Consider the following 25,835-nt stretch of genomic DNA (forward strand, 5'->3'; position numbering starts at 1 on the left):
TTGATCAGGCCACACTCAAGCTTGGATTATCAAACCCCAGCAGAGTTTGTCGCTGGATGGCAAAAGAAATTAATAACGGGAGCCAGAGTTTCTAGATGAAATTGGTCCGATAAAACCAGACGGGTCACCGCCTTGAGCTTCTCTTCGATGTACATCTTCTTAAGCCTGGCATTTTCAGCCTCAAGCTCCTTCATGCGGGCCATCATGGAAGTGTCCATGCCGCCATATTTAGAGCGCCACTTGTAGAAAGTAGCAGTGCTGATACCCAGTTCACGACAGATTTCTGGAACTGCTAGGCCAGCATCCACCCGTTTTAGGGCATCCATGATCTGGCTATCAGTAAATTTAGAACGCTTCATGTAGAACTCCTCTAATTGAGAAAATTCTACCTCTGAGCTCAGTTAACCTGTGGGGGGATTACCCTCCCAGTAATGAATTTATCCATCGAAATGAATGCCGTAAAGTTTGGAATTGCGGCTCGCCATGGTTGCTTAATTAATCCTACTTCTGAGAGCGGTGGTTAATGGGTGGGGATTACCAATCTAGATCTTCAAGCCAATCCTAGCCATACGAGCTTCAATTTTTTCCTGAGCCCAGGGTGCAATATTCACATACTCAATTTTTTCATATGGGTACTTGCGAATGGTGGCGGCATGTAAGCCAATAAGCTGATTGGCAATGACAACCCCGAGCTCATCTAGAGTAACCACATCTAAAGCAATCTGGGTGCTACCGCATAGAATTTTGAAGAGGCCAGAATCCCTTGGATTAGGTAGCTCTTCAATGATGAAATACAAGACCCCCTCTTGATACACAGGATCCGAGAATGAATCTATGAAAAATTGCTTAAGCTCAGAGAGAAATTTCATACCCATTGCCATTGCGGAAATGCATCAAAGCTATACCAAAAAAATCAATCTTAAGTAGAGTGATCATTGCTTAGGAAATCCCCCCCATTCCAATCTACTGCATCGCCATTAGGTTGGTAGCCAGGAACTAATTTTTTCAGCATACCTCTAATCAAATCACCATCAGATGCATCTAAGGCAACATTAAGTTTTTCAAGTTCTTGCTGTAAATCGTCCCAAGATAAAAACTCCTCATGGGCCTTCATGATTTTTGGATGAGCCGTTGGCTGCGGATTATCACCAATCAAGAGTTCTTCATAGAGCTTTTCTCCTGGGCGTAATCCTGTGACTTTTATCTCAATATCGCCATGAGGGTGGGCATCATCCTTAACTAATAGGCCGGATAAATAAACCATCTTGACAGCCAAATCATAAATACGCACGGGCTCGCCCATGTCCAATACAAAGACATCACCGCCAACAGCCATTGCACTGGCTTGAATCACCAGCTGCGCCGCTTCAGGAATCGTCATGAAATAGCGAGTCACCTCCGAATGAGTCAGGGTAATAGGTCCACCTGCTGCAATTTGAGCGCTAAAAAGCGGCGCCACAGAACCAGAGGAGCCTAATACATTACCAAATCGCACCATCAAAAAATTCGTTGAGTGTTCGCCGTTAGCAGCGATCTCAGCCATCGCCTGCAATATCAGCTCGGCAATTCGCTTGCTAGCACCCATGACATTTGTTGGCCTAACAGCCTTATCGGTGCTCACTAAAATAAATTGTGATACGCCACACTCCAAACTCACTTGGGCACAAGTGAAGGTTCCAAAAACATTATTCCGAATCCCTTCAGCAGGGTTTTGCTCCACCAATGGGACATGTTTATATGCGGCGGCATGAAAGACTGTGTTCGGCTGATGAGCTCTAAAAATCCACAATAACAGATCACCATCGCGCACTGAAGCCAAGCAAGGCACTAACTTAATTGGAAAAACTGAATGAGGCAATGGGGCTTGATCACTACCAACCGCAGCCAAACGTTCATCCTCAATTCCAATAAGAGCCCTCTTTAATTCCTCATAGATAAGATAGAGGGAGTGCTCACTGTTATCAATCAGAACTAAAGATTTTGGAGAGAATTTAATAATCTGCCGACATAGCTCGCTACCAATTGAGCCTCCAGCCCCGGTTACCAAAACAACCTGATCGCGAATATTTTTTTCTAATAGCCTCACTTCAGGCGGCACTACTGCCCTACCGAGCAAGTCATTCATATCCAAATCATGCAAGTCCGATATCCTGACTCGACCAGAGGCAATATCAATCAACCCCGGCAAGGTACGAACACGTACCCCACGTCCGTTTAATGAGGAAATAATCTCACTTCTTCTTGCCTGACTTGCGGAAGGAATGGCTAGAAGCACATCGGTAATATCAAGTCGATCGATAAGCTCTTGCATACCATCGTTAGGATATACAGAAACCCCATTAATAGTACTTCCTTGCAAATGAGGATCATCGTCAATAAAGGCTTTGACCAAGATCTCTTTATTGCTGGCCAATCCTGCTGCCAGCTGACGACCAGCTGATCCAGCCCCATAGATCAGCGCAATAGGCTGAGCCTTATGTAATGACTTTTGAATATTATTGAGACCACCCAACCAATAGCGCACAAAATATCGGCTCGCTCCAATTGCGATAAATAACAATATGGGCTGAATAATACCAATGGATCTTGGTACGCCATCGACGCCAATGAGTGTAAATGTGCAGAAAAATAAAGCGGTGTAGATGATGAAAACACGCACCATAGATGCAAGGGCAGCGGAGCCAACATACCTAAAAATGGCACGATATAAGCCAAAAATAATAAAGAGAGGAAATGAAAATCCAATGGCACATATGAATATCCACCACTGACTTCCCTGAAAATTACCCCATTGATCCAAGCGAAGACCAAAAGCAAGCCAAACAGTAAATGCACAAACCAGCGTATCGAAAAACATCGCAATAGTCCGCTTCACAAAACGGGGCAGACTTAATAGGGACTGTTTGGATGCAGTAATTGGCACTAGTTGATTATAAATTACATACCAAAATAAGTGAAATAGAGTGTTTAATGGCACTATATTTCGCATGCCAGCGAAATATAGTCAAAACAATTATTCTTGGCGGAAAGTAATCTAACTGACCCAGTAGCACTGCAAAAGATGGTGAATAACCCCGTAAATCTAATGGGAAATTCCAGCTCGCCGAACTACCTTTAAAAAGGTTAAGCCCAGAATCTTCATATCAAACCAGAAAGACCGCTTATTTAGATACTCCACCTCATATTGCACTTTAATTGGGATTGATAATTCATCTCGGCCGTTTACTTGAGCCCAGCCAGTTAATCCTGGCAATAATTTATCAATACCATATTGAGTTCGCAAAGCAATTAAGTCAGCTTGATTAAACAGCGCTGGTCGAGGCCCAACAAAACTCATATCGCCAACAAAAATACTCCATAGTTGCGGCAATTCATCTAGACTGGATTTACGCAAAAACGAACCCACCGGCGTTAAATATTGGCCAGAGTCAGAAAGTAGGTGAGTAGCTACTGCGGGAGTGCCAACTTGCATCGTGCGAAACTTAGGCATCTGAAAAATAACGTTGGACCTTCCCACTCGATTAGACCAATATAGAGCTGGGCCAGATGAGGTCAATCGAACGAAAATAGCTACAACTAAAATCGGTAGTGCGAATACAATAGCAACAAAGAGTGCCAATAAAAGATCAAATAATCTCTTGATGATAGAAATATGTATCAAGATTGCATCTTTAAGAAGTGTACCGCTGTCCGACGCAAACCCTCGTCTACACTCACCGGTGGTGACCAGCCAAGCAAGTCTTTGGTCTTTTTGATATCAACCTGCAGTGAGCCACATAATCGCTGAAAAATATCATGCCTGCCAATAAGTTTCGCTCCATACGCGAGTAAATTTACCGGAACAAAAATCAATCTTGTAGGGCGCCCAAGCGCTAAAGCCATACGCCTCAATAATTCTGAGGTCGACATGTCCTCATCATCCGAAACCATAAACACCTGATTTGCAGCGGCAGGATGATTTATACAAGTAACAATCATGCTAATGAAATTTTCAATAAAGACAAAGCTACGGCGATTTTTTGTCACGCCACCAAGGGGCAGAGGAATTCCTCGCCGCAACCATTTCATCATCGTCAGAAAATTAGCCTTAACCCCCGGACCATAAATTAGTGGCGCTCGAATAATGACTACCTCCATTCCCGTTTCCCTAGATAACGCTCTCAGCCCTATTTCAGCATCATATTTAGATATTCCATAGGGATCACTTGGAGCAGGAGGCTGATCAGCTGAAAAAGGATGATTCAAGTCAGTGGATTCTCCAGAAACCTTGATTGAGCTTATAAAAATAAAGCGCTGGACACCAGCTATAGAGGCTTGACGCGCTAAATTAAGGGTCCCACTTAAATTCACTTGTCTAAACTCAAATAAAGGATCTATAACGGAATCCTTCATCACATGAACTCGAGCGGCACAATGAACAACGACTGAAATCCCGGCAAGTGCAGATTTCCAGTCTTGATTGGGGGACATAGAGGCCTCTGCCACATCAAGATTATCTAATTGTTGCGCTTTACTTGCATCACGAACTGATATTCGCACAGGAATATATCTAGCCAGACTAGTAGACAAAGCATTACCCACAAAACCAGTGGATCCAGTAATTAATATCATTAAATAATATTTAAAATAAAACTAAATTGAAAAAACAAGCTCGCCTCAACTAAATTTTTCCGATTTTTGGTACGTTTCTGTGATATTTAATCAGATACCTCAACATGCTTCTACAGTGCCACAGAGCAAACCTTAAATTTCTTCGACTAGTACGTCTAGCATCGTGAATAACATGAACATATGGGCAAATAATAATATTACGCCCTGCTTCCCAAATTCTTACGCAAATATCAACATCTTCATAATATAAATAATACTTAGTATCAAAACCCTTAACAAAAGAAAAATCATACGTCTTAAATAACATAAACATTCCAGCAACCCATTCTGGGCTAAAGATACTTGAATCCGCCTCAAATATATATTTACCTTCATATTTAAAGAAAAATTTATTGAGAAGAGATTTAATAGTTGGAAAATATCTGACACTATCCTCTATTTTACCATTTGGACTCTTTATCATTGGCGAGATAATTGCAGAATCGTGTCTTTGAGCGGCGGCAACTAATTCATTAAAAGGATTGTTGACGAAAATGATATCCGGATTCAATACACAAAAAAATTCTTCAGTGACAAATTTAAAAGCTTGGTTATGATTGAAACCAAATCCCTCAGGATTATCGTTTGAAATAACAGATATCTTTGGGCTATCTGGTAAATATAATTGCTCAGGAATATTTTTAGTAATAATTATTTTACTTACTTGTCCATAAGTTAATAATTTATCAACTATAGCCTCAACCATTTTACCGTGGCCATGTGAAACGACAGATACAGCTATCAATTATTAACCCCAATCGAGAAATTTTTATCAGAAGTCTTAATTCTGTTTAGAATCAATTTTTTTATACGTAGCCACTAGGCAATACTGTTTGAGGATTTTTGAGATTTTATTATTAATAAAGTAAGTGGGCATTGCAAACAACCTAATAAACTCCCAGCGCTCATTAAGGAGCATGAGTTCTTTTTTACCGTAAAACACCTTGTGATCTCTGTCAGAATCAAATCCTTTGACTCCAGGAACTACAACAACCAGACCGCCATTATTCTTAGTGACACGCCAACATTCATTAAGGGTATGCGCAGGATTTGGTATATGCTCCAGCACATTATCTAAAACACAGGAATCAAAAACACTATCAGCAAACGGAAATAGGCCATCATCTTTAATTATCTTTGCATTTAATCCAATTCTATTGCAATAATTAACTGCGTTTGAGTTTATGTCTACACCGACAACATGAGAAGGAAATGTGCCAAGTATCCCATTACCAATTCCAGATCCAACTTCTAATATTGAATTACCGAATGAGTTGGCACATTGATAAATCAATGGCGAGGAAATAAATTTTTTATAAAATTTTCCAAGCAAACTAATACTACTTAGATGATCAAAATAGTCATTGTATTTATTATTAAGAGGCATCTTTTTTACTGTCCGGAAAATTTTTATTTACGAAAGATCTTAGGAGTGAATCCCCAAGATAGGCACATGGCTCTATAGCAGCACCTTCAGACCACTCATTCCATGCGTTGCAAAGCAAGGGATAATCGTTAGAATATATATTAAGATCAGAAGAGTAAGAAAGAGCCTCACAAAATTCTTGAACTGCTGGGACCTCTAATTCCGTGTAGTTGCTTCTATATCTCGGCGAATTATTCCATCCTGCACTAATTACGTTCTGGGTTGAGCATTTTAAATCCCTTACAAATTTATCCCTTACATTTGATTTCAAATAAGAAATGAATTTTCTATAACTGTATGACGTATTCTTTTTAGAGAAAAGAAAAATTGAGTATTTAGAAATAAACTCTACAACACCATAAGGAAGCAATTTAGTTAAATTCTTATAGAATCTAAAAATAAGCTTTTTATTTCCAAATCTCATATAATTAAAGAATAGTCTTGGTTCAAAAAGATAACAAAAATCAAAATTATTAGAATAAATAGAATCTGAATTACTCTTTATAAAATATCCCAGTAAAATATCTACATCATATTTTTTAAACTCTGATCTATATTTATTAATTACATCCAAGTAATTAGAAAAGACTTCTGGTCTATATATTGCTAGTATAGGCCTATCATTTACCTTAAAATATTCTTTAGATTTAATAAATGGAGCCAAATACTTTACATGCTCCTGGATTTCATGGTCGGAGGGAGATGCACTTATTTTTTTTATGACATTTGTATCCTCTCCGGCCCATCGTCTAGACCAACTTTCATTAGCCCAAATAAAAAAATATTTAAAGTAGGTTGAATCACTGTTGGTCAAAGCTGAATTGGCTAGATATTTTTCAACAGCTTGCAATTCCCCCCCATCCTCAAACCAATAGTGATATATTCCAAATCCATCAAGACCCGACTTAATAGCAGTATCGAACTGATTTTTTACATCTTTTAAATTGGATAAATTATAAAATCCACACAATGGAGCCCGTCTAGTATTCCAGAATTTAAATGCATTGGCAGTTGCTACTAGTGCCCAGTCTGTAAACCCGTATCCCCACGAAATGTTATTAACTGAAACCTCATGAAATTGAGGGAATAAAATAGCAAACTTTTTAATCATTGAAATTAAATTTATTAAAAATTGATAAAATGATTCTACGGGTTATAACAATAAGATATGAAATGTAGCCAAAATTTTCTCTCACTAAAATAGGAAAAAAAGATCTAAAAGTCTGATCTTTAAATCTTGAAGAAAAACCGGTAGAGGAGTACCAAGCAATTGCACCATTGAATTTATAAATTTTTATTTTGCTCATTGTAGCTATTAAAATATTTAAATGATGATCAGCCTGTACTTTATATTTAGTATCAAATTTAATATTATTAATTAATAAAATATTTTTCTTGTATATAATACCCTGATGACACCAATTTTTCCATAACAGAATATATTTTATATAATAATTTTTAAATATCTTATTTTTTCCCCAATATACATCCCCAAGTATCAAATCTGCATTAGATTTTACACCCTCAATAAATGCTTTTAAAAATAGAGGGATTAAAATGTCATCAATTCCAATGAAGTATATATACTCTCCATTAGATTCAAAAATTCCTTGGTTCATTGCTGCATAGATTCCAGTTCCACTGTCTTCAATGTATCTAAGATTTTTCTTATCATCTAAATGAAAGCTTAATGGATTTGGCGTTACAACAATTACCTCAAACGAAATGCTCTCTTCGAGAGCAGAATAAATGCACTCGAGACATCTTTTATATTCATTATTTTTAAATAATGCCGGTATTATAATTGAAAGTTGGTATTTATGAACCATTTTTAACTCTATACTGCTTATTTACCATTGTTAAAAATAGTCTTAAAAATAAAACTGTAAATATTGAAATTTCAGCAAGCTGAACATATGCATCATACCCCTGAGAAAATGTTACCGCAAGCCAATAGATGGAGGCCAATGAAAGCCAACTAATTAAGCCTCCATAATTCAAATTATATACAAAAAATTTGTAAATAATTACCATAAGTCCAACGACTATCAATAGGCTAAATAAGAAATACTGATCTAAATAAATAGAAAACATTGCTGAGAGCTGATTTGTTGAACCAACATATCCTGTAGTACCAACCTCATATTGATATTGATAAATACCTATAGGGAACTCTGCGGTATAAAACCCAAATAGACGTGCAGGCCCCCGAAATAATTCCGATAGTAAATTTGCACCGCCCCCACTATCAATCACGTATTTAGTTACATTTGGATCGAATGACATAATTCGAGCATCAGCACTTAAAAGAAATCTAGCTATGGTTAAAGTTAATTGCTCAGTGAATAATACATTATTAAATTGACTCAATTTATATATATAAAACGGTATTCCAATTATAAATATCATTATCATTATAAAGTATTTTTTTATAGATATATTTATAAATTTATATTTTGCAATGTATACTATTAATATTGAATAAAATAAAAGCAAAAAAGATGCCCCTTTTGATCCACCAATATAACTTAATAATACAACTACCGAAATAAATAAAATATCTTTTAATCTCACCTTATATATTATGCAACTTAAAATTACGCTTACATTTATAATAAAATCAAATAGCATATCCAAATACCACAATCTTGATATAATCGGTGAAATTTGAATGAAATCAATCCTAGAGCCGGTAGAAAATATTCCATATTCCCCGCCTGCAGCTATATAATTAGTAATTACAAATACTAACTTTAAAAAAAGTAATATAAGTATTTGTTGATCTTTAAGTGGCTCCAAGTTTTTAGATAGAAACCCAGCAATTCTTAAAATTGTTATCGCAAAATAAATTGCACAAATAAGCTCAATTAATATTACAACCAAAAATTTATCGACTTCAATTGGATATGGCGAATAAAATGGTATCAATACTAGTGAAGATAACCCAATTAATCCTGCAATATTAATTAATGCAATAACCCATAATTTCCCTTGATAAATAATTTTACCAATCATACCGTAAATTATGATAATTAAAAAATATACTATATATATGTAACCTATATAGCTAAAAGCGGCACTCAATGTACTCATGATAGTTTATTAATGTAATTTTTACCCATATGAATAAATGGCTTTTCAATAAAATAATATGTTAAGCAAGATATTGGGATAACGATAGCCATAGTCAATAATGAGCAAATAGCAAATACTACATCGCCAGTAAGATTACTTTTTTCAATTTCAGAATAAACTGGCCTTAATATATATATTATACTCGGGTGATTCAAGTATATTGAATAACTTATTTTACCGGTAAATTTCAATGCATTTATTTCTTTAAATATATAGCCTCTCTCTGATATTCCATAAATAATCGCAGAATAGAAAAATACTGACAAATAATAAAAGTATAAATTTTCTTTTCTACTATAAATTAAATAAATCACTCCTAAAATCCCAATTGCTAATGTTATTTTTGAAATTTTATTGTTTATTTTTTTAATTTTTCTAAAAAAAATATATATAAACATTCCACTCAAAAATGTAGGTATAAATATAAAGAACTCAACTCCAGTAAATAATTCATTTTTATTCACAAATATAATTACTATCGCTATATTAAAAAATATTAATAATAATAATTTCTTTAGACTATTATGTAAATATTTTTTTATTTCTGGAAAAATAAGATAAAAAATCATTTCTACCCCAATCGTCCATCCCGCCCATACAACAGAATATTGGTAATCTTTAATCAAGTTGAATATAAAAAGAAAATTTATTAATATTTCTTTTGCTTGATGAACTCCTAAATCACCACTTTTGAAAATATAATCTCTTGCTAATGAAATAATTATCCAAAAATAAAATAACGGAACTATTCTAAATATTCTTGCTATATAGAAATTTTTTATTGGGCTGCTTGATGAAATATATTTTGGCCACGTTAGTGCCATTGAAAATCCGCTTAATACAAAAAAAATAGTTACGCCAGATCCACCATATCCAATTAATTTCTCAATCCATATAGAAATTTTAGTACTTGCATTGGACATCTTTAGCAAGTGGTACAGAACCACATAAAGAGCGGCGAAACCCCTTAGCTCATCAAGATATCTTAGTCTTATTCCCTGATTCCTCAAGTTAATTTTCACCTTCATTGGCTCTAATTTTGCTTTCTTGAAGTATTCTTGTGCATAAGGCTAAATACTTCTCAGCAACAATTTCATAGGACCAATTCAATTCTGCCCTTATACGCGCATTACTAGAAAGCTTTTTAGCCCTTTCTTTATCGCCCAATACAAACTCGATACCAGCAGCTAACTCCGTACTCTTAAAAGGTTCTGCTAAGTAACCGGTAATGTTATGTTCTACAACATCCTTGAGCCCAGTTGCATTAAATGCTACAACGGGGCATCCGCACGCTTGCGCCTCTGAAGCTGTTTGACAAAACGACTCTTGCCTTGATGGAACAACCATTACATTCGCCGCACAATATATTGAGGCAAGAACTTTATCATCCCTGATTTCACCAAACCAATGAATTTTTATACCCGGCAATATATCTTTACGACTTTCTTTTTGCCCGAATATTACAACTTCAAATTGAATGTTTTTCTTCTGCAGAGCAAGAATCGCTGGCTCCAATAAGTCCCAACCTTTGTAATGAAGCTCGACCCCATTTACTGCACCAAATAAAACAAGCGGTATATTTAAAGGCAAACTCAATCTAGCTCTTGCATCCATCCTATCTTCAGGCTTAAAAACCTCAAGATCCAGTCCATTTGGTATCGTTGTTATATCCCAACCAGCCATTAATGAACTTGAGTTTGCGCACTCTGACATCCATTTACTTGGTGCCACAATATAGAAACGATTTTTCCAATATTTTTTTTTGGTTTTCCAAACCCACCCATCAACATCGAGCCCAAAATCACTGCGCCCTCTACTTTGCGCACTATATTCATTCATCCATCTCGCTTTATTGCCCGCTGCAGATAAATGCTCGGCACCACAAAACCCCCACATATCGTGCAAGGTGAAAATTACGGGCTTATTTATTTTCGATAACTCCTTGATAGATAAAAACCCGGCTCCTATCCAATTTATGCTTACGATATCAACAGCATATCTATTTATAATGGCCGCTTTTAAATGTCCGACATAATTAATAGACCTTGGTGTATTTATACTGCTTCTTTGAGCTCTACCAATTAAACTATTTATTATTCTTATATAGTTTTTCTTAAATTTACTTACACGACATTCAATTATTTCTGAATTTTTATCTAAAGATTCTCTTACTAGTATTTTAGATTGGGTGTGCAACTTTATTGCATTATGAAGCCTTTCTGTAGCGCGAAAAGCACCCCCGTTTATATCTCCAGAGATATGCAAAATTTTCATTAAATTAATTATTGATTCTATTTTTTTGTTTGGAAATAATCCTGCGGATTACTTTAAAAGTCTCTCGAGATATATAAGGAATGTCTGCTACATTAGCCCTCATTACAACCCATGAAGCATGAATAAAAATCATTATTGATGAGTAATTCACCCCCAAACTAAGGCCAGTCTTTGCAATTAAAAATTCCAAATAATTATTGTCGAGCTTATTTAAACGAAGCTTATTCTCTTTGAAGTACAGCCGAAGCCGAATAAGGGCCTTTTGAAAGCTACGCTCCAACTCTAAATGATTTGTTCTAGATGAGACCCCAACACCTGAACGATAGACGGGGCCATCAGCATCCATATAGACCAAGTTGTCCAAATATTGCGCAAATAGAATGTGATGTACTCGATCTGCCCAAGGGCCGATTAACTCTGAATCACTTTCAAAAGCTGGCCATTTTTGAAATAAAGCCCTACTTATGCCTGTGTGTTGATTTCTAAATTTTTCTCTAAATATTAAACCAACAGCCGTAAAGCGACGGAATAAACGAGCATCATTCCTCATTGAAATTTCCACACCACTTGGATGATGTATTACAGTATTAGGCATAAGTAGAAATCTTGTTACCTGAGGATCTAGATTTTGATAGCTTATAACCGCATTCATTTTTTCTAAAAATTTTGGCTTATACCAATCGTCTCCAGAGAGAAAGCTAATAACATCTCCATTTGCCCATTGAACAATATTATTCAGATTGGCAAATATTCCAATATTCTTTTCATTTAGTACCAGTTTTATGATGTCTGGATATTTATCCTTATAATCCTTAAGGATCCTTCGGGTTCCATCAGTAGAAAAATCATCTCCAATTATTATTTCGTGTGGTTTAATTTGCTCACAAAGCACGGAGTCGAGAGCCTGGCGAATAAACTTCTCTTGGTTATAACAAATAACTAAAATAGTGTGCTTAATCTCCATCAAAGTGGCTCCATTTTTTTCATCCTAGCGAGCTCTTTATTAATAAAATAGCCCATACATATCAAGTAGGCCAAGTAGTTGCCGGCGTAAGCCATAACAACTCCAGTAATACCAAAAAATTTTGTTAGCATTATGGTCAAGAGCACATAAGTTGCACTAAAACAAACTTCGGTAATTACAAACGGCTTTATCATTGCTCTGCCGGCCAATGCAAATGAAAGCACCCAAGCGCCTATTTTTATAACATCGCCTATAAGTTGCCAAGGCATTAACATCTCCATCGCAATAAAATCAGATGCAAATAAAATATGGATAATTGAGTCCCTTAATAAATAGATAACCAATGCGCCAATGATCGCAATTGGCATCACCAAGCTATAAACCTTAATTATCTCTGCCCTAAGTTCATTGGCTTTTCTTATCTCACTTATACGCGGCAGGTAATAGACAGAAAGAGTGCTTACTATTAACATTAAATAGTTATCACTTATCTTGGTTGTAGCTTGCCAATACCCAGCATCTACAATTCCGAAGCTATCAATCAAATGATCTCGAACTACGATGCTCGCTATTGGTCCAGTAAGCGCAGAAACTAAACCCATAAATCCAAATCCAGCCAATTCTTTAATTGTGATCGTATTCACTGACCCAACAAAACTTGAAAACTTGAACCAGGTACGCCCACGTATCAACAACAGAGTGGAAAGCAATGCTATTGCAGGATTAATAATGCATGCTACTAATGCGCCATAAAGACCATAATATGTAACAAGCACCGCTGCAACCATTAGGCTAAGCATACTCCCCAAGATATTTGCAACAACATAAACTCCAATCTCTTTTTTTCCATTGATAACCGCAAGCAATAGATTGTTTAGTACTATAGCGGGCAATGCTAAGGCAAGCCATACATAAATATTGCCAATTTCTAGCCCGCGAAACAACCACGCACTTAGTTTGGATCCAAAAAGCAAAATTAACACAGCAAATAATATTGCTACACTTGATGAATATCTAACCGCGGTTATCCACACCACCTTCTGCTTTTCAATTTCATCAAAATGCTGGGCAGTCATTTTTGTAATACCAGATAAAAGTAATCCGCCGCTAAGATTGGAAATAATTCCAATTACATTCTGCAGTTGACCAATGACTGCATATCCTGAGGGGCCAACATAAACTGCCATGATCTTATTCAGAGCAAGAGAGGATGCGAGCCTTAGTGAAACTGAGATCCCATTAAGTAAAGTAGTTTTAAGAAGCTTCATTAGAAGTTATGCTACCCTCCGAGCTAAGATGAATCACCGTACCAATCTGAGCATCCGTCAAGTATGGATCTATGGGCAAACTTAGAATCTCATCGGCCATAGACTCCGCCAATGGAAATCTACCCCTAGGGTTATTTAGGTCAAGATATGCGCTCTGTAAATGGGGTGGAATTGGATAATGTATCAGGGTACTAACTCCCTGCCCAGATAAATAATCTTGGAAATTATTTCTGCTTGAATGGCGAACTACAAATAAATGCCAGACGGGATCAGACCACGCGGGGACAACGGGCAATATCAATGCGGGATTTTTGATCCCGTTTAAATATTGGATTGCAATGTTTTTTCTGCGATCATTCCACAAATCCAAATATTTGAGCTTAGTCCGCAAAATCGCCGCCTGCAATGGATCAAGTCGACTGTTGAAACCTTTAACTTCGTGTATATATTTATGGGTAGACCCGTAATTTCCAAGCATCTTAATTTTTTTTGCAATCTCTAGATTATTTGTAGTAATAGCACCCCCATCACCCATCGCCCCTAAATTTTTACCAGGGTAAAAGCTCCAAGCAACAGCGTCTCCATGTGCACCAATTCGCCTACCCTTGTATTTAGCACCATGAGCCTGAGCGCCATCCTCTAAAACATACAACTCATACTTTTTTGCAATAGAAAGGATTGGGTCTAAATCTGCTGGCTGACCATATAAATGCACTGGTAAGATTACTTTTGTTCTGGAGTTGATTGCACCCTCAATAAGTGTGGGATCAATGTTGTATGTACCAATAATGGGTTCAACAGCTATAGGAATTGCCCCGCATTGACTTACCGCAAGCCAAGTCGCAATGTAAGTATTTGATGGAACAATAACTTCATCCCCAGGCCCAACTCCCATAGCCTGCAATGCTAAACGCAACGCGTCTAAACCATTTGCAACCCCCACAGCATATTTTGCATTGCAGTAGCTTGCGTACTCTACCTCAAAAGATTCAACCTCAGGACCGCCAATATACCAACCAGATCTAAGCACTCGATCAACAGCATCATCTATTTCCCTTTTAAGGTCAAAATAAGGGGCCTTTAAATTTAGGAATGGAATCATCATTAGAATTTGTATTGATTACTTATTTTGATTGAGAAATTTTTTATAGTCAGCGTAATCATGAAAATAATCAGATGGGTCATACAAAGTAGAGGCCAGAACCAAGCATACCCCGCCTGAAGAAAAATTTTCAACCTCCCGCCACATCCCCTTTGGAATGTATAACCCATAATATGAGCGATTTAGATGGAATTTTTTTCTTTGATGCCCATCGTCAACAATCACATCAAAACTACCCGACATGGCAATGATTAATTGTTGAAGCGCTTTATGTCCATGACCCGCCCTTGATGAGCCGCCTGGAACATCGTATAGGTAATAAACTCTTTTGATGTCAAATGGAATATGATTGCAGCCTTCAATAACAGATAAATTCCCACGTGGGTCCGTAATTTTAGGTAAATCGATAATGCGGCATTGATCTATTGACATGTTCTTGTTTAATTTAGGTGGAGATTATCTGCGAATTTTCTTTTGCCTTGAATTATGCAAAGGATCTTTCGTAAGTATCACTTTAGAGGGGGCCTTAAATGGAGCCAAACAAGACAAACAAGCAGACCTCACACGTTTTTTAACACTCTCTGAAGATTCGGGCGCTTTCAAAAGAATTTTTGCAACGATCATTTGGCCAAGGAGTGCGTGCTTTTCTCCATAAACCGCCACATCCTCAATATTTTCCAATTCAAGAATTACACTCTCAATTTCCACTGGATATACTTTTTGACCGCCAGTATTTATTATTTCCGTTTTTCTGCCTAGGATACGAAAAAACTCTCCATCAACCTCTACTTGATCATGAGTATTAAACCACCCCTCATCATCAAAATCAGAGGGGGCATTTAGATAACCGACCATCGCATATGCAGATTTAATCCAAAGAATACCGTCAATAACTTTAGTTTGAAAACCTTCGCCACCTACCTTCACCCAAGTCGATCCATCACCTTTTGATTTCGAATGTAGCACCCCCACCTCTGACAGTCCATAAGTTTGAAGCAGCTTTACGCGCGAAAAAATCCGATTAATTCTATCAAGCGTAGACTGAGGCATCACCTCAGTACCATACGTTATTCTTTTTAAAGAAGATAAATCATATTTTTCATACATTTTTGATGCTAGCAATAAGTTCAAAAACGAAGGTGTCGCTGGCAATAACTCAACCTTAAATTTTTCAATTGCTTCGCATATTTTTGAAGCGGAGCGATCCGAAACGGTCACCACCGTTCCCAACCCTGAAGTAATAGCCAGGATTGTATTTATTCCACCGAAGTGGTCAATCATTAAAAAAGGTATAGCACTAATGGGAGGACGTTGTGTTCGAAATTTATCCATGACCCTGTTAAAGTCATGCAAAATTGCCTTGGGCTTTCCGGTTGATCCAGATGAAAATAAAATAAGGCCTGGCACATTCGTCCCCCTCAACTCCTCAACTAATATATTTTGTTTCACCACTTTATAGACGTCAATTTGGATGGACGCATCCAAACTATTAAAATTAATCCGCCAATCGCAACCAGATACCTCCAGAGCGGAATCCTCCTCCACCACCGAATTCTTAGTAATTGGAATGATAATATTTTTATTTTTTGCTAATGCCAAAAAAATACAAAAAATTTCGGGTGAATAGTCACCTATAACTACCACCAACTCGCCAGGAGCTATTCCGGATAAAATAATTTGATCGTAAAAATTTCTAATAAGATTTGTCACCTGTCCGTAAGTTACCTCACGGTTTTCGTGAATAAAAGCCAACTTATCGGGTGAGCCCTGAAAACGCTCGTAGAGCCAATTTGTTGAGTTACTCATTCCTGTTAATCCTTAATATTAGATAGCTGACACAAAAATCTCTCCTACCCTTACCGCCACACTTCTCAAGTTTCAACAAGAAGGCTGGCCCAGGAGTAACCAACACCAAAACCACATAAAAATAATTTACTGTTTTTGGGAATATCTTTTTCAGAGAAAAAATCTTTAATAAGAATTGGCAAAGACGATGAAACCGTATTTCCAATATTTTTTATATTGGTAAACATCTTTGCCTCGGGGATTTTCATTTTTTTAGCAATGCTATCCAAGGCCAAACCGCTTGCTTGATGAAATAAAAAATAATCAACCTGCTCTACATTGTTTTCCGATTCTACAAGTAATTCACGGATTTGATTTACAACACGGCCATTAACCAAGTTTAATATTTGAAGTCCATCCATATGAATTTTATTGTCAAGACCCTCTTGAGCTTCATCGGATACTTTCATTCGACTCGCCCCCGATTTAATGATAAATTTATCCCAACCACTCCCATCGGAAGCACATGAAAAATTATCAAAGCTGCTAATTATTGGCCGGGGACTGGTATCGCATATTTCACCAATCCAAGTTACAGAGGCGCCATCGCCAAATAACATTCGCGTTGATCGATCAGAGTCTGCTATGTATTTGGAATATGTATCAGCTGTAACCAAAAGAATATTCCTTGCTATCCCAACTTTAATCAGCCCCGATACTATTAGTAACCCATAGATATATCCAGAGCATGCTAGGTTGTAGTCAAAAGCCAAAACATTATTTCCAAGCTTCAAATCCCTATGCAATAGAAATGCATTAGATGGCATGACATAATCTGGCGATTGGGTACAAAAGATAATTGCATCAATCTTCTCCCTTAATGAAGGGTGTTTATCCAACAACTTTTTAGTTGCGCTAAGGGCTAAATCGTATGCGGTTTCATTTTCTCGAGCTATTCGGCGCTCAAATACTCCCGTTTTCTTTTCAACTTGATCCACCCGCCACTCTGGGTATTTATCAGCTAAATCTGTATTAGTTACAACCTGACTTGGTAGGTAATACTCAATATCTAAAATCGCGCCTGGATATTGCTTTTTTTTCATGGTGCTATTCCCAAGAAATTAATGAGGGATTTATTCTGAGTGCGGATCGCCAAACCATCTGCAACACTCCCATGCCCCGGGCAAACCATTATCTCCGCCGTTAATTTATCCCATAACGACAATATGCTTTGCTTAAGAGTTTCAGGACATTCGCCTGGCAATGATGATAAACCTACACCATGACTATAAATAGTGTCGCCCGTAAACCACGCAGAACCGAAATTAATTACGCAAGATCCAGGAGTATGTCCTGGCGCAGGTAGATATTTCAAATCGACCCCATTTACAGCAATGCTGAAATTATCAGTGACATACGTCACTTCAGGGATAATAATTTTTTGGGTAATCTTCAAAATCATCAGCAAAAAATTTGACGAGCTTAAAGTTTTTTTATCTGCCTTATGCATAAAAACTGGGCATCCATATTTTTTCTGAAAAAAATGGGCTCCCCCTGCATGATCAAAATGTCCATGCGTACAGAATACCTGAGCCGGCTGTTTACCTGCTTTAATTAATTCGGCATCTATTGATAATGCATCTAATCCCGGATCAATTAAAAAGCAACCCCCCGGGATTTCTGCTTCTACAACATAAGCATTGGATGGAAAAATACCTGAGGTAATTTTCCAAACGTTTCCACCACCCCAATTACCGACTTTTTGCATTACGTTTAATTAACTCCACCCAAATAAATAGTTTGTGCAGTAACGTATCCACTTCTCTCGGACACCAAAAAATCTAACACATTAAAGATATCGTCAGGGGTAGCATATCGAGGGATGGGCAAACTAGAGATAACTTCATCAATCTTTGCTTTAGATAACTGTTCCAGCATATCAGTTTCAATAGCGGTTACAGCTAGCGTATTACAGGTAATATTCAATGGGGATAATTCTTTGGCCATAACATTGGCCATTGTTGCAACCCCCGCTTTGGTAGCCGCATAAATTGAATCGCCTATAGGCTCTAGACTTGCTGCCATTGAGCTTATATTTACAATACGGCCCCACCTTTTTTTTCGCATCACTTTAGAGGCCTCACGTGAAACAAAAAATGGACCAAGCAAATTAACATTCGCCATTAATTGAGCGGCGGCGGCCGGCATGATCATGGAGTATTGAGCTGTTATTACTCCAGCATTGTTAATCACTATATCGAGACAATCAGTGATTCTTTTTATATTTCCAAATCCCTTTTGGACCGACTCAGGGCTTGCTACATCCACCTGAAAATGCGTATAACTTGGATGAGTTATTGAGGCATCGCCAAGTGAAAATCCGAAAACTTTGGCTCCGTGCAATAAAAAATGCTCTACAATTAATTTTCCGATGCCACGTCGACTGCCGGTAACTAAAACTGTCTTGTCCAGATACAGACCTTCCATTACTCAGCAAGCCTAAATAAGATGTATTTTGTTAAAGTAGTCACACTAAAGAAGGGAGATATTTCCTGACTCATTGCATGATCGTCAGTAAGACTCACCTCTTTTTTGCTAACCTCAGAAACAGCCCCCTCAACATCTACTATCAAGGAGACGAGGGATAATGAATCTAGCGCCGCTTCCGGACCAAATAGACAGGTATTTTCGTCAACACTAATTTGATCTTCTGACCCTCTCTCGTCATTCAGGGAGTTTAAGGCTTTAAATATGATTTCTTCTACTTGCTCTTTATCAAGCATATATCGATAACTCCGTTTTAATTATTTACTTTTTTCATAGCCAGGGCCAGTAGACCAGCCATTCTTGGCAACGTTATGTTTTTATAATCATCAACCAATATTCCCAGACAAACCGCATCATGGAATTGTTGACCTTGAAGAAGATGTTGACGCAACCGCCCTTCCTCCTTCATCCCCATATATTTCTGCCACTTCAACATCAATAGATTGTTCGAGGCAACAATGCCCCACAATCTCACCAACTTAATCTGATTAAATGCTAGTTCATATAACAACTTCATCGCCTCTACGGCGACAGGCACACCTCTTGCCGCCTCCTCATCGCCAATCAAAAATCGCCCCGGCTCAGCATGGCGATTTTTTTGATCAATATTAATTAAGGAGAGTGTTCCAACTGGGCGCCCATCCTTAAGTTCAATAATGAAATTATATTCATCCTTAGGGCGTGTGAGAATCCACTGCTCCTGTACCTCAACCGTAGCAGCCCCTTGATTTAAAAATTGCGCCCGATCTGACTGTCTCCAGCCAAAAGTTATTTCTGCATCCTGCACCTGCAGCGGCCTTAAGTTTACAAAGTTACCGTTCAATTTCATGAGAAATAATCAAGTCCGCTTGAAATTCAAGCCCGCTAATGCCCGATCCCGAGCCGTTAGCGCCCTCAGACTCAAAATCAATTGAGTCTTCCGCTTAAACTTGATTGCTGTATAAATTTGCGGCCCAGGGCGAAAAGCAATCCCAGGAAAAAACCTGCGACTAAACCTGCGACTAAGCTCAGTGCCTTTTTGGGTGAGACGGGTCGCTCTGAGGCATAAATTGGAGAATCTAGGCGAGTGCCCCTGCTTTTGACTGAATTAATCAGATCGATCATCTTTTCACGATCCGTTAAAAAATAGGTTAGCTCATCACGCGCCGATAAATAGGCTGCCGACATAGCGCTTCCCGATTGATCTGCTTTTGTAATGAGTTTTCTGGCGCCCTCAATGTGCTCATTATCAGATGCAAGCTTAATTTTGGCCTCTTCAACAAAGGTTTTGGAAAGCTGCTCTTGCATCTGAGCAATTTGCACGAAGATTGCTTGGGCACAGCTTGCCGCTAGCTGCGAAGTGGGAGCCAGAATTTTTAACTCCACTGCATTAGCCACACCTTTTGGGATCGAAAATTTAGCCGCTTTTGATAGCACTAACGCCGATTGCGGTAGATCTTGATAACCGCAGGCGCCAATCACCTCAGACGAATAATTGGTGGGAAACTGCATCCGTGAAATCAGAGAGTTAGGATCCTCTATGGCCGCGCCAAAGGGGTTTGCGGGGTTAACTTGTGAGATTTGCGCCATGCGAATCTGGGCAGTAGCTTCATACATAGGCGGAGTCACCACAAGATAGACAGTGGCACCAACCAGGCCTAAAAAAGATCCTAAGGCTATGATTCTCCAGGACTTTTTAATAAAATCGACTATTTCTAGCAGGGAGATTTCCTGCCCATCTTCTTGCAAGTAAGACTGCTGCATAAGCCTATAACCCTAAAAAGCTATAAAATTTAATGCGATTATAGCAGTTGCAGCCCTAAAAAACGCCCAAGAATTAGGCAACTAGCTACTTGCATACCCTTTATTTCATAAGCCGTCTCGAGACTTATCGCTTCACCTACCACTTCATTTGCTATCCTACATCCCAGGGTAATGCCCCAATTTTGCTGAAAAATGGGACACAAAACTAGCAATTGTTAGCGCCCCCAGAAATGGGCTCTAATCATCCCCCAATCCCCGCATAGGGATGGTATCTGGGTTGCTATTGTTAATACTTAGTGCGCTAACCCAAAGAACCAGGAAAATAATGGCATTAATTGCAGATTCGGCTGACACTTCCTTTGTGGTCATCACCAGGGCCATTGAAGTCAAACCCCAGCGACCAATCAAGTTCCAAGGCGCTTTTGAGTGAACGCTATAGTGCCAACTCAACATTACCGCAAACAATAGTAGAAACAGACCGGGTAGCCCGTAACCCAAGCCAAAATCTAACCAAGCGCTATGCGTCCAACTCAAGTCAGAATCCGGCCACTTTTGTTTACCTAAGGCAGCAAAAGAAAGACTCATCAATCCATATCCCAGGGGGTTTTCTATTAATAGTCGTGAGCCCACGATAGCCCAGGCAAGACGACTGTAATTAGAGTCTGTTGGAATTTGACCAAGTTCATTGATGGGATAGCCCCTGTTCCGATTTTTCCAGTTGTCATAGCGGTCAACTTGTGCGGCAACCTTTGAGTCGGCTACAAGCGTTTTCCATTGGGGATTTTTGCTAACACTTAAACTAACTAAACCCACAGAGATAGTAGCAACTAATAGCAACATCACCCCACCCCTCCAAGAAAGCCGTCTGCAATATTTGAAGAGAATAATACCAAGTGATAGGGTTAGGAAAATCATTGCATACACCATTCCAAAGCGATCTGCCTCAATAAAGAAAAGGGCAACCGTCAGAGGTAGGATCGCTAAATAAGGCCAGCTACTGCGTAAGCCAAAATTATTTTGCTCTATGATCTGAATAATCTTTCCCAGAGCAATGGCAAACGCAGGTAAGCAGAAAAGCACGTACCATGCCCGCGGAATACCAAAAGGTTGTTCGCCACCCCCATAGGGAACTAACAATAGATAGCCAGGAATTGGATAGCCATAAGTACCTACAAGTTTGGCGTATGCAAACTTGCCAAAATAAATTAAGGTAGGCAAACAAAATCCTAGGTAAATAATTTGCCAATACCGACGAGATTTTCTTAAATCGCAGTAATTGCTGGCAATTGCAAGACCAAGGCCAAGGGCAAAGGGCAAACTAAGAGCGATTTTTTTCCAAATCTTGGTGTACTCCAAACTTTGTAGTGGGTAGTCTCTTCCAATCCAAAACAGATGAATAGTGACCCAAATTAATAATAATAAGATTAGCCCCATTGGCAATGCTCTTTTTTGCCAAAGCAGAAAACGATTCTGGTAGATAACCCAAATCCCCAGAAGACTACCCAACCCCATTGCAAAGTGCCTTACAAATATTGTGTGGGGTAGTATCCAGACACCATACAGAAGCGCGAATAAAACACACATCATCAAAACAATTCCATGTGGGATTTTTTGCATGCTCTGCTGCGGATGTGATTGAGAAATTTGGCTATCCATTTACCCTTTTATTTAACAAAATTAACGCCGAATTACAGAAGCCATTCGCTAAAGATCGATGTCATTCTAAGGCGACCACATTTATAGTCTTCATGAAAATTTAAACTCATTATTGAGGGTTTTATGAGAATCATTATTCCTAAAACTGGTTTTACATAAGAGCGGTAAGGTATTTTTAAGAAGTATTCTGATGGATCACTCAGAGAGCGCCCAATAAAAAATAGTCAATGATCAAAATATTCTCAGATGAGCTTACCTTCTAGACCTAGTTTTACTCTTCGATATGCCTGCCTAATCCCATTTCGAACCCCCTCTTTCATATCCCAGCCTTCAAAGCTAATGAAGTCATAGTGTTTAGCAAGCCCCATCCATATTGATTTAGATAATGCAAGAGGATTTCCAACTAGACTCAAACCATTGCGATACCAAGCTTTGTCCGTAATTACAATCTCATTGGAGTGATGATTCCATATCCATGAGCCCAAGGTTTCAAATTCAGCAAAGCCTGCGGGTTCAGCCTTGTCTAAAAATGATAAGACTGCCTCAATCCAAGGAAGCTGAGCATTTTGTGCCAATGCATTTGTTAATTCACGTGCCCAACTGACTTTTAGAATTAAGCTCTGAGCTATAAAGGAAAAGTTTTGCGTGCGCTTTAGACCCAAAGCGCGTTCGATAAAGTCAAAATAAGACTTACGATACTCATCGCCCTTGTAATAAATAAACTGTCCACTCGAATTAATGAACTCAAGCTTCTTTAAAGGCACAGTATCCGCATCCCATATGAGGACGATATCCTGGTCGTCATGAGTCAGTACAGCAGAAATCTTCACAAACTGCTGCAGATACCAACCTACCCGATCTTGATTCTCTGGCGTTAAGGTCTGCGCTATTTTTTCTTTTAGACTGCCAACAAACTGTGATTCTGGCTTAACTTGGTATGGTGCCTTAGTAACAGCGGCAAACATCTCTACTTGAGCATCCGGAACAATCACGGTGTATTGCTTGGCTGAAATATATTGAACTATATGTTTAGCGGCTACCGTCCAAACATCAATATCCTTAATTGAGCAGACGGAAATTACCTCGTCAATTGCTGGGACTGCAGCAGGCATCACTGAAGACACCTCAGGCATCTCTATGCCCCAGCAAAAATTCTGCGTAAGCTTGCTTGAGACCTTCAGTTAACTGAACTTTTGGAGTCCAGCCCAAACCATTTAATCTGGATGAATCCATCCACTTACGAGGAGTGCCATCAGGCTTAGTGACATCAAAACCAATCTTGCCTTGATAGCCAACTGCCTGACTTACAGCATTTGCCAACTCCGCAATAGAAATATCGCTACCAAAACCTACATTTATATGACTTTGCATCGGCTCGGTATGTCGATCGTAAATCTGCTTATCTAGATTCATGACAAATACTGATGCAGCAGCCATATCGTCAACATACAAAAACTCACGCTTAGGTGTGCCCGTACCCCAAATCAATACTTCTGGAGCATTGCCAACTTTAGCCTCATGAAACCTCCTAATCAATGCAGGAATTACATGACTATTTTCAGGATGATAGTTATCGCTAGGCCCGTAAAGATTGGTTGGCATCACAGAGCGGTAATCCACTCCATGAGATTCCCCATACTGACGGTTGTAGCTCTCACACATTTTGATACCAGCAATTTTGGCAATGGCATAAGGCTCATTAGTAGGCTCTAGCTTACCCATTAATAAAGCGTCTTCATTCATGGGCTGAGGTGCTAACTTAGGATAAATACAGCTTGAACCTAAAAATAAAAGCTTCTTTATGCCATTAGCAAATGCTTGATGGATCACGTTGTTCTGCACCATCAAGTTGTCGTAAATGAACTCAGCTGGAAAAGTATTGTTGGCATAAATACCGCCAACTTTTGCAGCAGCTAAATAGACCTGATCAGGCTTCTCAGCGGCAAAGAACTCAGCAACCGCAGCTTGATTGGTGAGATCTAATTCTGCGCGTGTACGGCCAATAATATTTTGATACCCCAGAGATTGCAAATTACGCACGATGGCAGAGCCAACCATCCCGCGATGGCCAGCTACATAGATTTTCTGCTGGAGATTACTTGTCATTTGATGTTTAGCTTATAGAGATCGAGATAATTTTCTTAATTCTCTTTTCCTACAGAGACTTGATATCCATGCTTATTCAATAGAGCATGCTGTCTAGCTTTATCCAAGTCATTAGCAACCATCTCCACAATCATTTCATCTAGAGTAATTTCAGGAACCCAGCCCAATTTCTCCTTGGCCTTTGTAGGGTCACCCAATAGAGTTTCTACTTCAGTAGGACGGTAGTAGCGTGGATCAATCTGCACGATTACATCGCCAACCTTCAATGCAGGGGCTTTATCACCCTCAATGGCTGCAACAATGCCTTTTTCATTCTCTGCTTCACCCTCAAAACGCATGGTGATACCAAGCTGCTTAGCGCTACGAGTAATAAATTCGCGCACGGTGAACTGCACACCAGTAGCAATCACAAAGTCATCTGGCTTGTCTTGTTGCAACATCAACCATTGCATGCGTACGTAATCTTTAGCATGACCCCAATCTCGCAATGCATCGATATTGCCCATAAATAAGCACTTCTCAAGACCTTGAGCAATATTAGCCAAGCCACGAGTGACTTTACGAGTTACAAAAGTCTCACCACGGCGCTTAGACTCGTGATTGAACAAAATACCGTTACAGGCATACATGCCGTAACCTTCGCGATAGTTCACAGTGATCCAATAGGCATACAACTTTGCAACAGCATATGGGCTTCTTGGGTAAAAAGGTGTGGTCTCTTTTTGTGGAATTTCTTGAACCAAGCCATAGAGCTCAGAAGTAGATGCTTGATAGAAGCGAGTCTTCTTTTCTAGGCCCAGAATACGAATAGCTTCCAGGATACGCAATGGCCCCATTGCATCTACATCAGCCGTGTACTCAGGGGATTCAAAAGAAACCGCTACGTGTGACTGCGCGCCCAAGTTATAGATCTCATCAGGCTGACTCTCTTGAATAATGCGCACTAAGTTACTGGTATCAGTCAAATCACCATAATGCAGAATCAAGTTTGGGTGATTTACATGAGGATCTTGGTAGAGATGGTCGATGCGATCAGTATTGAATGATGATGCACGGCGTTTAATACCATGAACAATATATCCTTTTTCCAAAAGGAATTCGGCAAGGTAGGAGCCATCTTGCCCAGTGATACCAGTAATTAAAGCAACTTTTTGTTTGTCGTTCATAGTATTTCGGATG

The 25,835-nt window shown here is 38.7% G+C and carries 26 protein-coding genes and 1 pseudogene; all 27 read right to left on the reverse strand.

Features of this window, described 5'->3' with window-relative positions:
• Positions 1-128: 128 nt before the first annotated feature.
• A pseudogene (locus tag VC182_RS05630) lies at positions 129-359 on the reverse strand (transposase); the annotation flags it as partial.
• 183 nt (positions 360-542) lie between these two features.
• Entirely contained in the window at positions 543-869 is a 327-nt protein-coding gene (locus VC182_RS05635) for a hypothetical protein (protein ID WP_323484760.1), read from the reverse strand.
• Positions 870-919: 50 nt separating this feature from the next.
• Entirely contained in the window at positions 920-2,923 is a 2,004-nt protein-coding gene (locus tag VC182_RS05640) for a nucleoside-diphosphate sugar epimerase/dehydratase (RefSeq protein ID WP_323484761.1), read from the reverse strand.
• Between the two features lie 159 nt (positions 2,924-3,082).
• Complete coding sequence (locus tag VC182_RS05645) at positions 3,083-3,643, reverse strand: sugar transferase (RefSeq protein ID WP_323484887.1); 561 nt, start codon at positions 3,641-3,643, stop codon at positions 3,083-3,085.
• Between the two features lie 14 nt (positions 3,644-3,657).
• Entirely contained in the window at positions 3,658-4,611 is a 954-nt protein-coding gene (locus VC182_RS05650) for an SDR family oxidoreductase (protein ID WP_323484762.1), read from the reverse strand.
• A 49-nt stretch (positions 4,612-4,660) separates the two neighbouring features.
• Positions 4,661-5,395: a glycosyltransferase family 2 protein gene (locus VC182_RS05655; protein ID WP_323484763.1), complete on the reverse strand. Its 735-nt coding sequence runs from the start codon at positions 5,393-5,395 to the stop codon at positions 4,661-4,663.
• Between the two features lie 36 nt (positions 5,396-5,431).
• The gene (locus tag VC182_RS05660) at positions 5,432-6,037 is read right to left on the reverse strand and encodes a methyltransferase domain-containing protein (protein WP_323484764.1); all 606 of its coding nucleotides are present in this window, start codon (positions 6,035-6,037) and stop codon (positions 5,432-5,434) included.
• Complete coding sequence (locus tag VC182_RS05665; RefSeq protein ID WP_323484765.1) at positions 6,027-7,187, reverse strand: glycoside hydrolase family 99-like domain-containing protein; 1,161 nt, start codon at positions 7,185-7,187, stop codon at positions 6,027-6,029. Before VC182_RS05665 ends, VC182_RS05660 begins: the two co-directional genes overlap by 11 nt.
• A complete protein-coding gene (locus VC182_RS05670; RefSeq protein ID WP_323484766.1) occupies positions 7,180-7,905 on the reverse strand; it encodes a glycosyltransferase in 726 nt (241 codons plus the stop codon). Before VC182_RS05670 ends, VC182_RS05665 begins: the two co-directional genes overlap by 8 nt.
• Entirely contained in the window at positions 7,895-9,169 is a 1,275-nt protein-coding gene (locus VC182_RS05675) for a hypothetical protein (RefSeq protein WP_323484767.1), read from the reverse strand. The genes VC182_RS05670 and VC182_RS05675 overlap by 11 nt, the downstream gene beginning before the upstream one ends.
• Complete coding sequence (locus tag VC182_RS05680; protein ID WP_323484768.1) at positions 9,166-10,239, reverse strand: acyltransferase; 1,074 nt, start codon at positions 10,237-10,239, stop codon at positions 9,166-9,168. Before VC182_RS05680 ends, VC182_RS05675 begins: the two co-directional genes overlap by 4 nt.
• Positions 10,223-11,485, reverse strand: coding sequence for a glycosyltransferase (locus VC182_RS05685; RefSeq protein WP_323484769.1), 1,263 nt, complete (start codon positions 11,483-11,485; stop codon positions 10,223-10,225). Before VC182_RS05685 ends, VC182_RS05680 begins: the two co-directional genes overlap by 17 nt.
• Positions 11,486-11,489: 4 nt before the next feature.
• Positions 11,490-12,449, reverse strand: a complete 960-nt coding sequence (locus VC182_RS05690; RefSeq protein WP_323484770.1) for a glycosyltransferase family 2 protein — start codon at positions 12,447-12,449, stop codon at positions 11,490-11,492.
• On the reverse strand, positions 12,449-13,636 hold the full coding sequence (locus VC182_RS05695; protein WP_323484771.1) for an O-antigen translocase: 1,188 nt from the start codon (positions 13,634-13,636) through the stop codon (positions 12,449-12,451). The genes VC182_RS05690 and VC182_RS05695 overlap by 1 nt, the downstream gene beginning before the upstream one ends.
• 67 nt (positions 13,637-13,703) lie before the next feature.
• Positions 13,704-14,822 (reverse strand): DegT/DnrJ/EryC1/StrS family aminotransferase, encoded by a 1,119-nt coding sequence (locus VC182_RS05700; RefSeq protein WP_323484772.1) that lies wholly within the window; start codon positions 14,820-14,822, stop codon positions 13,704-13,706.
• A 15-nt stretch (positions 14,823-14,837) separates the two neighbouring features.
• Positions 14,838-15,251, reverse strand: a complete 414-nt coding sequence (locus VC182_RS05705) for an FdtA/QdtA family cupin domain-containing protein (protein WP_323484773.1) — start codon at positions 15,249-15,251, stop codon at positions 14,838-14,840.
• Between the two features lie 24 nt (positions 15,252-15,275).
• Positions 15,276-16,625, reverse strand: a complete 1,350-nt coding sequence (locus tag VC182_RS05710) for a fatty acid--CoA ligase family protein (RefSeq protein ID WP_323484774.1) — start codon at positions 16,623-16,625, stop codon at positions 15,276-15,278.
• Between the two features lie 65 nt (positions 16,626-16,690).
• Positions 16,691-17,707, reverse strand: coding sequence for a ketoacyl-ACP synthase III (locus tag VC182_RS05715; protein ID WP_323484775.1), 1,017 nt, complete (start codon positions 17,705-17,707; stop codon positions 16,691-16,693).
• Complete coding sequence (locus VC182_RS05720) at positions 17,704-18,372, reverse strand: MBL fold metallo-hydrolase (protein ID WP_323484776.1); 669 nt, start codon at positions 18,370-18,372, stop codon at positions 17,704-17,706. Before VC182_RS05720 ends, VC182_RS05715 begins: the two co-directional genes overlap by 4 nt.
• Before the next feature lie 5 nt (positions 18,373-18,377).
• The gene (locus VC182_RS05725; RefSeq protein ID WP_323484777.1) at positions 18,378-19,091 is read right to left on the reverse strand and encodes an SDR family NAD(P)-dependent oxidoreductase; all 714 of its coding nucleotides are present in this window, start codon (positions 19,089-19,091) and stop codon (positions 18,378-18,380) included.
• The gene (locus VC182_RS05730; protein WP_323484778.1) at positions 19,091-19,387 is read right to left on the reverse strand and encodes a hypothetical protein; all 297 of its coding nucleotides are present in this window, start codon (positions 19,385-19,387) and stop codon (positions 19,091-19,093) included. The genes VC182_RS05725 and VC182_RS05730 overlap by 1 nt, the downstream gene beginning before the upstream one ends.
• A gap of 17 nt (positions 19,388-19,404) precedes the next feature.
• Positions 19,405-19,980, reverse strand: coding sequence for a GNAT family protein (locus VC182_RS05735; protein ID WP_323484779.1), 576 nt, complete (start codon positions 19,978-19,980; stop codon positions 19,405-19,407).
• A gap of 77 nt (positions 19,981-20,057) precedes the next feature.
• Positions 20,058-20,894 carry a Wzz/FepE/Etk N-terminal domain-containing protein gene (locus VC182_RS05740; protein ID WP_323484780.1) on the reverse strand — a complete coding sequence of 279 codons (837 nt, stop codon included), beginning with the start codon at positions 20,892-20,894 and terminating at the stop codon, positions 20,058-20,060.
• Between the two features lie 237 nt (positions 20,895-21,131).
• Positions 21,132-22,328 carry an O-antigen ligase family protein gene (locus VC182_RS05745; protein ID WP_323484781.1) on the reverse strand — a complete coding sequence of 399 codons (1,197 nt, stop codon included), beginning with the start codon at positions 22,326-22,328 and terminating at the stop codon, positions 21,132-21,134.
• A 464-nt stretch (positions 22,329-22,792) separates the two neighbouring features.
• The gene (locus tag VC182_RS05750; RefSeq protein WP_323484782.1) at positions 22,793-23,683 is read right to left on the reverse strand and encodes a DUF6492 family protein; all 891 of its coding nucleotides are present in this window, start codon (positions 23,681-23,683) and stop codon (positions 22,793-22,795) included.
• Entirely contained in the window at positions 23,676-24,656 is a 981-nt protein-coding gene (gene fcl, locus VC182_RS05755; protein WP_323484783.1) for a GDP-L-fucose synthase, read from the reverse strand. Before fcl ends, VC182_RS05750 begins: the two co-directional genes overlap by 8 nt.
• Positions 24,657-24,691: 35 nt before the next feature.
• Positions 24,692-25,822: a GDP-mannose 4,6-dehydratase gene (gmd, locus tag VC182_RS05760; RefSeq protein ID WP_323484784.1), complete on the reverse strand. Its 1,131-nt coding sequence runs from the start codon at positions 25,820-25,822 to the stop codon at positions 24,692-24,694.
• Positions 25,823-25,835 lie beyond the last annotated feature (13 nt).

It is taken from the genome of Polynucleobacter sp. AP-Nickl1-40-C4 (assembly GCF_035012665.1).
Classification (GTDB): Bacteria; Pseudomonadota; Gammaproteobacteria; order Burkholderiales; family Burkholderiaceae; genus Polynucleobacter.

What these genes read in the sequence shown, in the direction of transcription:
- VC182_RS05635 (WP_323484760.1), bottom strand. Translation starts at nt 869, where the DNA reads ATGAAATTTCTCTCTGAGCTTAAGCAATTTTTCATAGATTCATTCTCG.
- VC182_RS05650 (WP_323484762.1), bottom strand. Translation starts at nt 4,611, where the DNA reads ATGATATTAATTACTGGATCCACTGGTTTTGTGGGTAATGCTTTGTCT.
- VC182_RS05660 (WP_323484764.1), bottom strand. Translation starts at nt 6,037, where the DNA reads ATGCCTCTTAATAATAAATACAATGACTATTTTGATCATCTAAGTAGT.
- VC182_RS05665 (WP_323484765.1), bottom strand. Translation starts at nt 7,187, where the DNA reads ATGATTAAAAAGTTTGCTATTTTATTCCCTCAATTTCATGAGGTTTCA.
- VC182_RS05670 (WP_323484766.1), bottom strand. Translation starts at nt 7,905, where the DNA reads ATGGTTCATAAATACCAACTTTCAATTATAATACCGGCATTATTTAAA.
- VC182_RS05675 (WP_323484767.1), bottom strand. Translation starts at nt 9,169, where the DNA reads ATGAGTACATTGAGTGCCGCTTTTAGCTATATAGGTTACATATATATA.
- VC182_RS05680 (WP_323484768.1), bottom strand. Translation starts at nt 10,239, where the DNA reads ATGAAGGTGAAAATTAACTTGAGGAATCAGGGAATAAGACTAAGATAT.
- VC182_RS05685 (WP_323484769.1), bottom strand. Translation starts at nt 11,485, where the DNA reads ATGAAAATTTTGCATATCTCTGGAGATATAAACGGGGGTGCTTTTCGC.
- VC182_RS05690 (WP_323484770.1), bottom strand. Translation starts at nt 12,449, where the DNA reads ATGGAGATTAAGCACACTATTTTAGTTATTTGTTATAACCAAGAGAAG.
- VC182_RS05695 (WP_323484771.1), bottom strand. Translation starts at nt 13,636, where the DNA reads ATGGCAGTTTATGTTGGCCCCTCAGGATATGCAGTCATTGGTCAACTG.
- VC182_RS05700 (WP_323484772.1), bottom strand. Translation starts at nt 14,822, where the DNA reads ATGATGATTCCATTCCTAAATTTAAAGGCCCCTTATTTTGACCTTAAA.
- VC182_RS05705 (WP_323484773.1), bottom strand. Translation starts at nt 15,251, where the DNA reads ATGTCAATAGATCAATGCCGCATTATCGATTTACCTAAAATTACGGAC.
- VC182_RS05710 (WP_323484774.1), bottom strand. Translation starts at nt 16,625, where the DNA reads ATGAGTAACTCAACAAATTGGCTCTACGAGCGTTTTCAGGGCTCACCC.
- VC182_RS05715 (WP_323484775.1), bottom strand. Translation starts at nt 17,707, where the DNA reads ATGAAAAAAAAGCAATATCCAGGCGCGATTTTAGATATTGAGTATTAC.
- VC182_RS05720 (WP_323484776.1), bottom strand. Translation starts at nt 18,372, where the DNA reads ATGCAAAAAGTCGGTAATTGGGGTGGTGGAAACGTTTGGAAAATTACC.
- VC182_RS05725 (WP_323484777.1), bottom strand. Translation starts at nt 19,091, where the DNA reads ATGGAAGGTCTGTATCTGGACAAGACAGTTTTAGTTACCGGCAGTCGA.
- VC182_RS05730 (WP_323484778.1), bottom strand. Translation starts at nt 19,387, where the DNA reads ATGCTTGATAAAGAGCAAGTAGAAGAAATCATATTTAAAGCCTTAAAC.
- VC182_RS05735 (WP_323484779.1), bottom strand. Translation starts at nt 19,980, where the DNA reads ATGAAATTGAACGGTAACTTTGTAAACTTAAGGCCGCTGCAGGTGCAG.
- VC182_RS05740 (WP_323484780.1), bottom strand. Translation starts at nt 20,894, where the DNA reads ATGCAGCAGTCTTACTTGCAAGAAGATGGGCAGGAAATCTCCCTGCTA.
- VC182_RS05745 (WP_323484781.1), bottom strand. Translation starts at nt 22,328, where the DNA reads ATGGGGCTAATCTTATTATTATTAATTTGGGTCACTATTCATCTGTTT.
- VC182_RS05750 (WP_323484782.1), bottom strand. Translation starts at nt 23,683, where the DNA reads ATGCCTGAGGTGTCTTCAGTGATGCCTGCTGCAGTCCCAGCAATTGAC.
- fcl (WP_323484783.1), bottom strand. Translation starts at nt 24,656, where the DNA reads ATGACAAGTAATCTCCAGCAGAAAATCTATGTAGCTGGCCATCGCGGG.
- gmd (WP_323484784.1), bottom strand. Translation starts at nt 25,822, where the DNA reads ATGAACGACAAACAAAAAGTTGCTTTAATTACTGGTATCACTGGGCAA.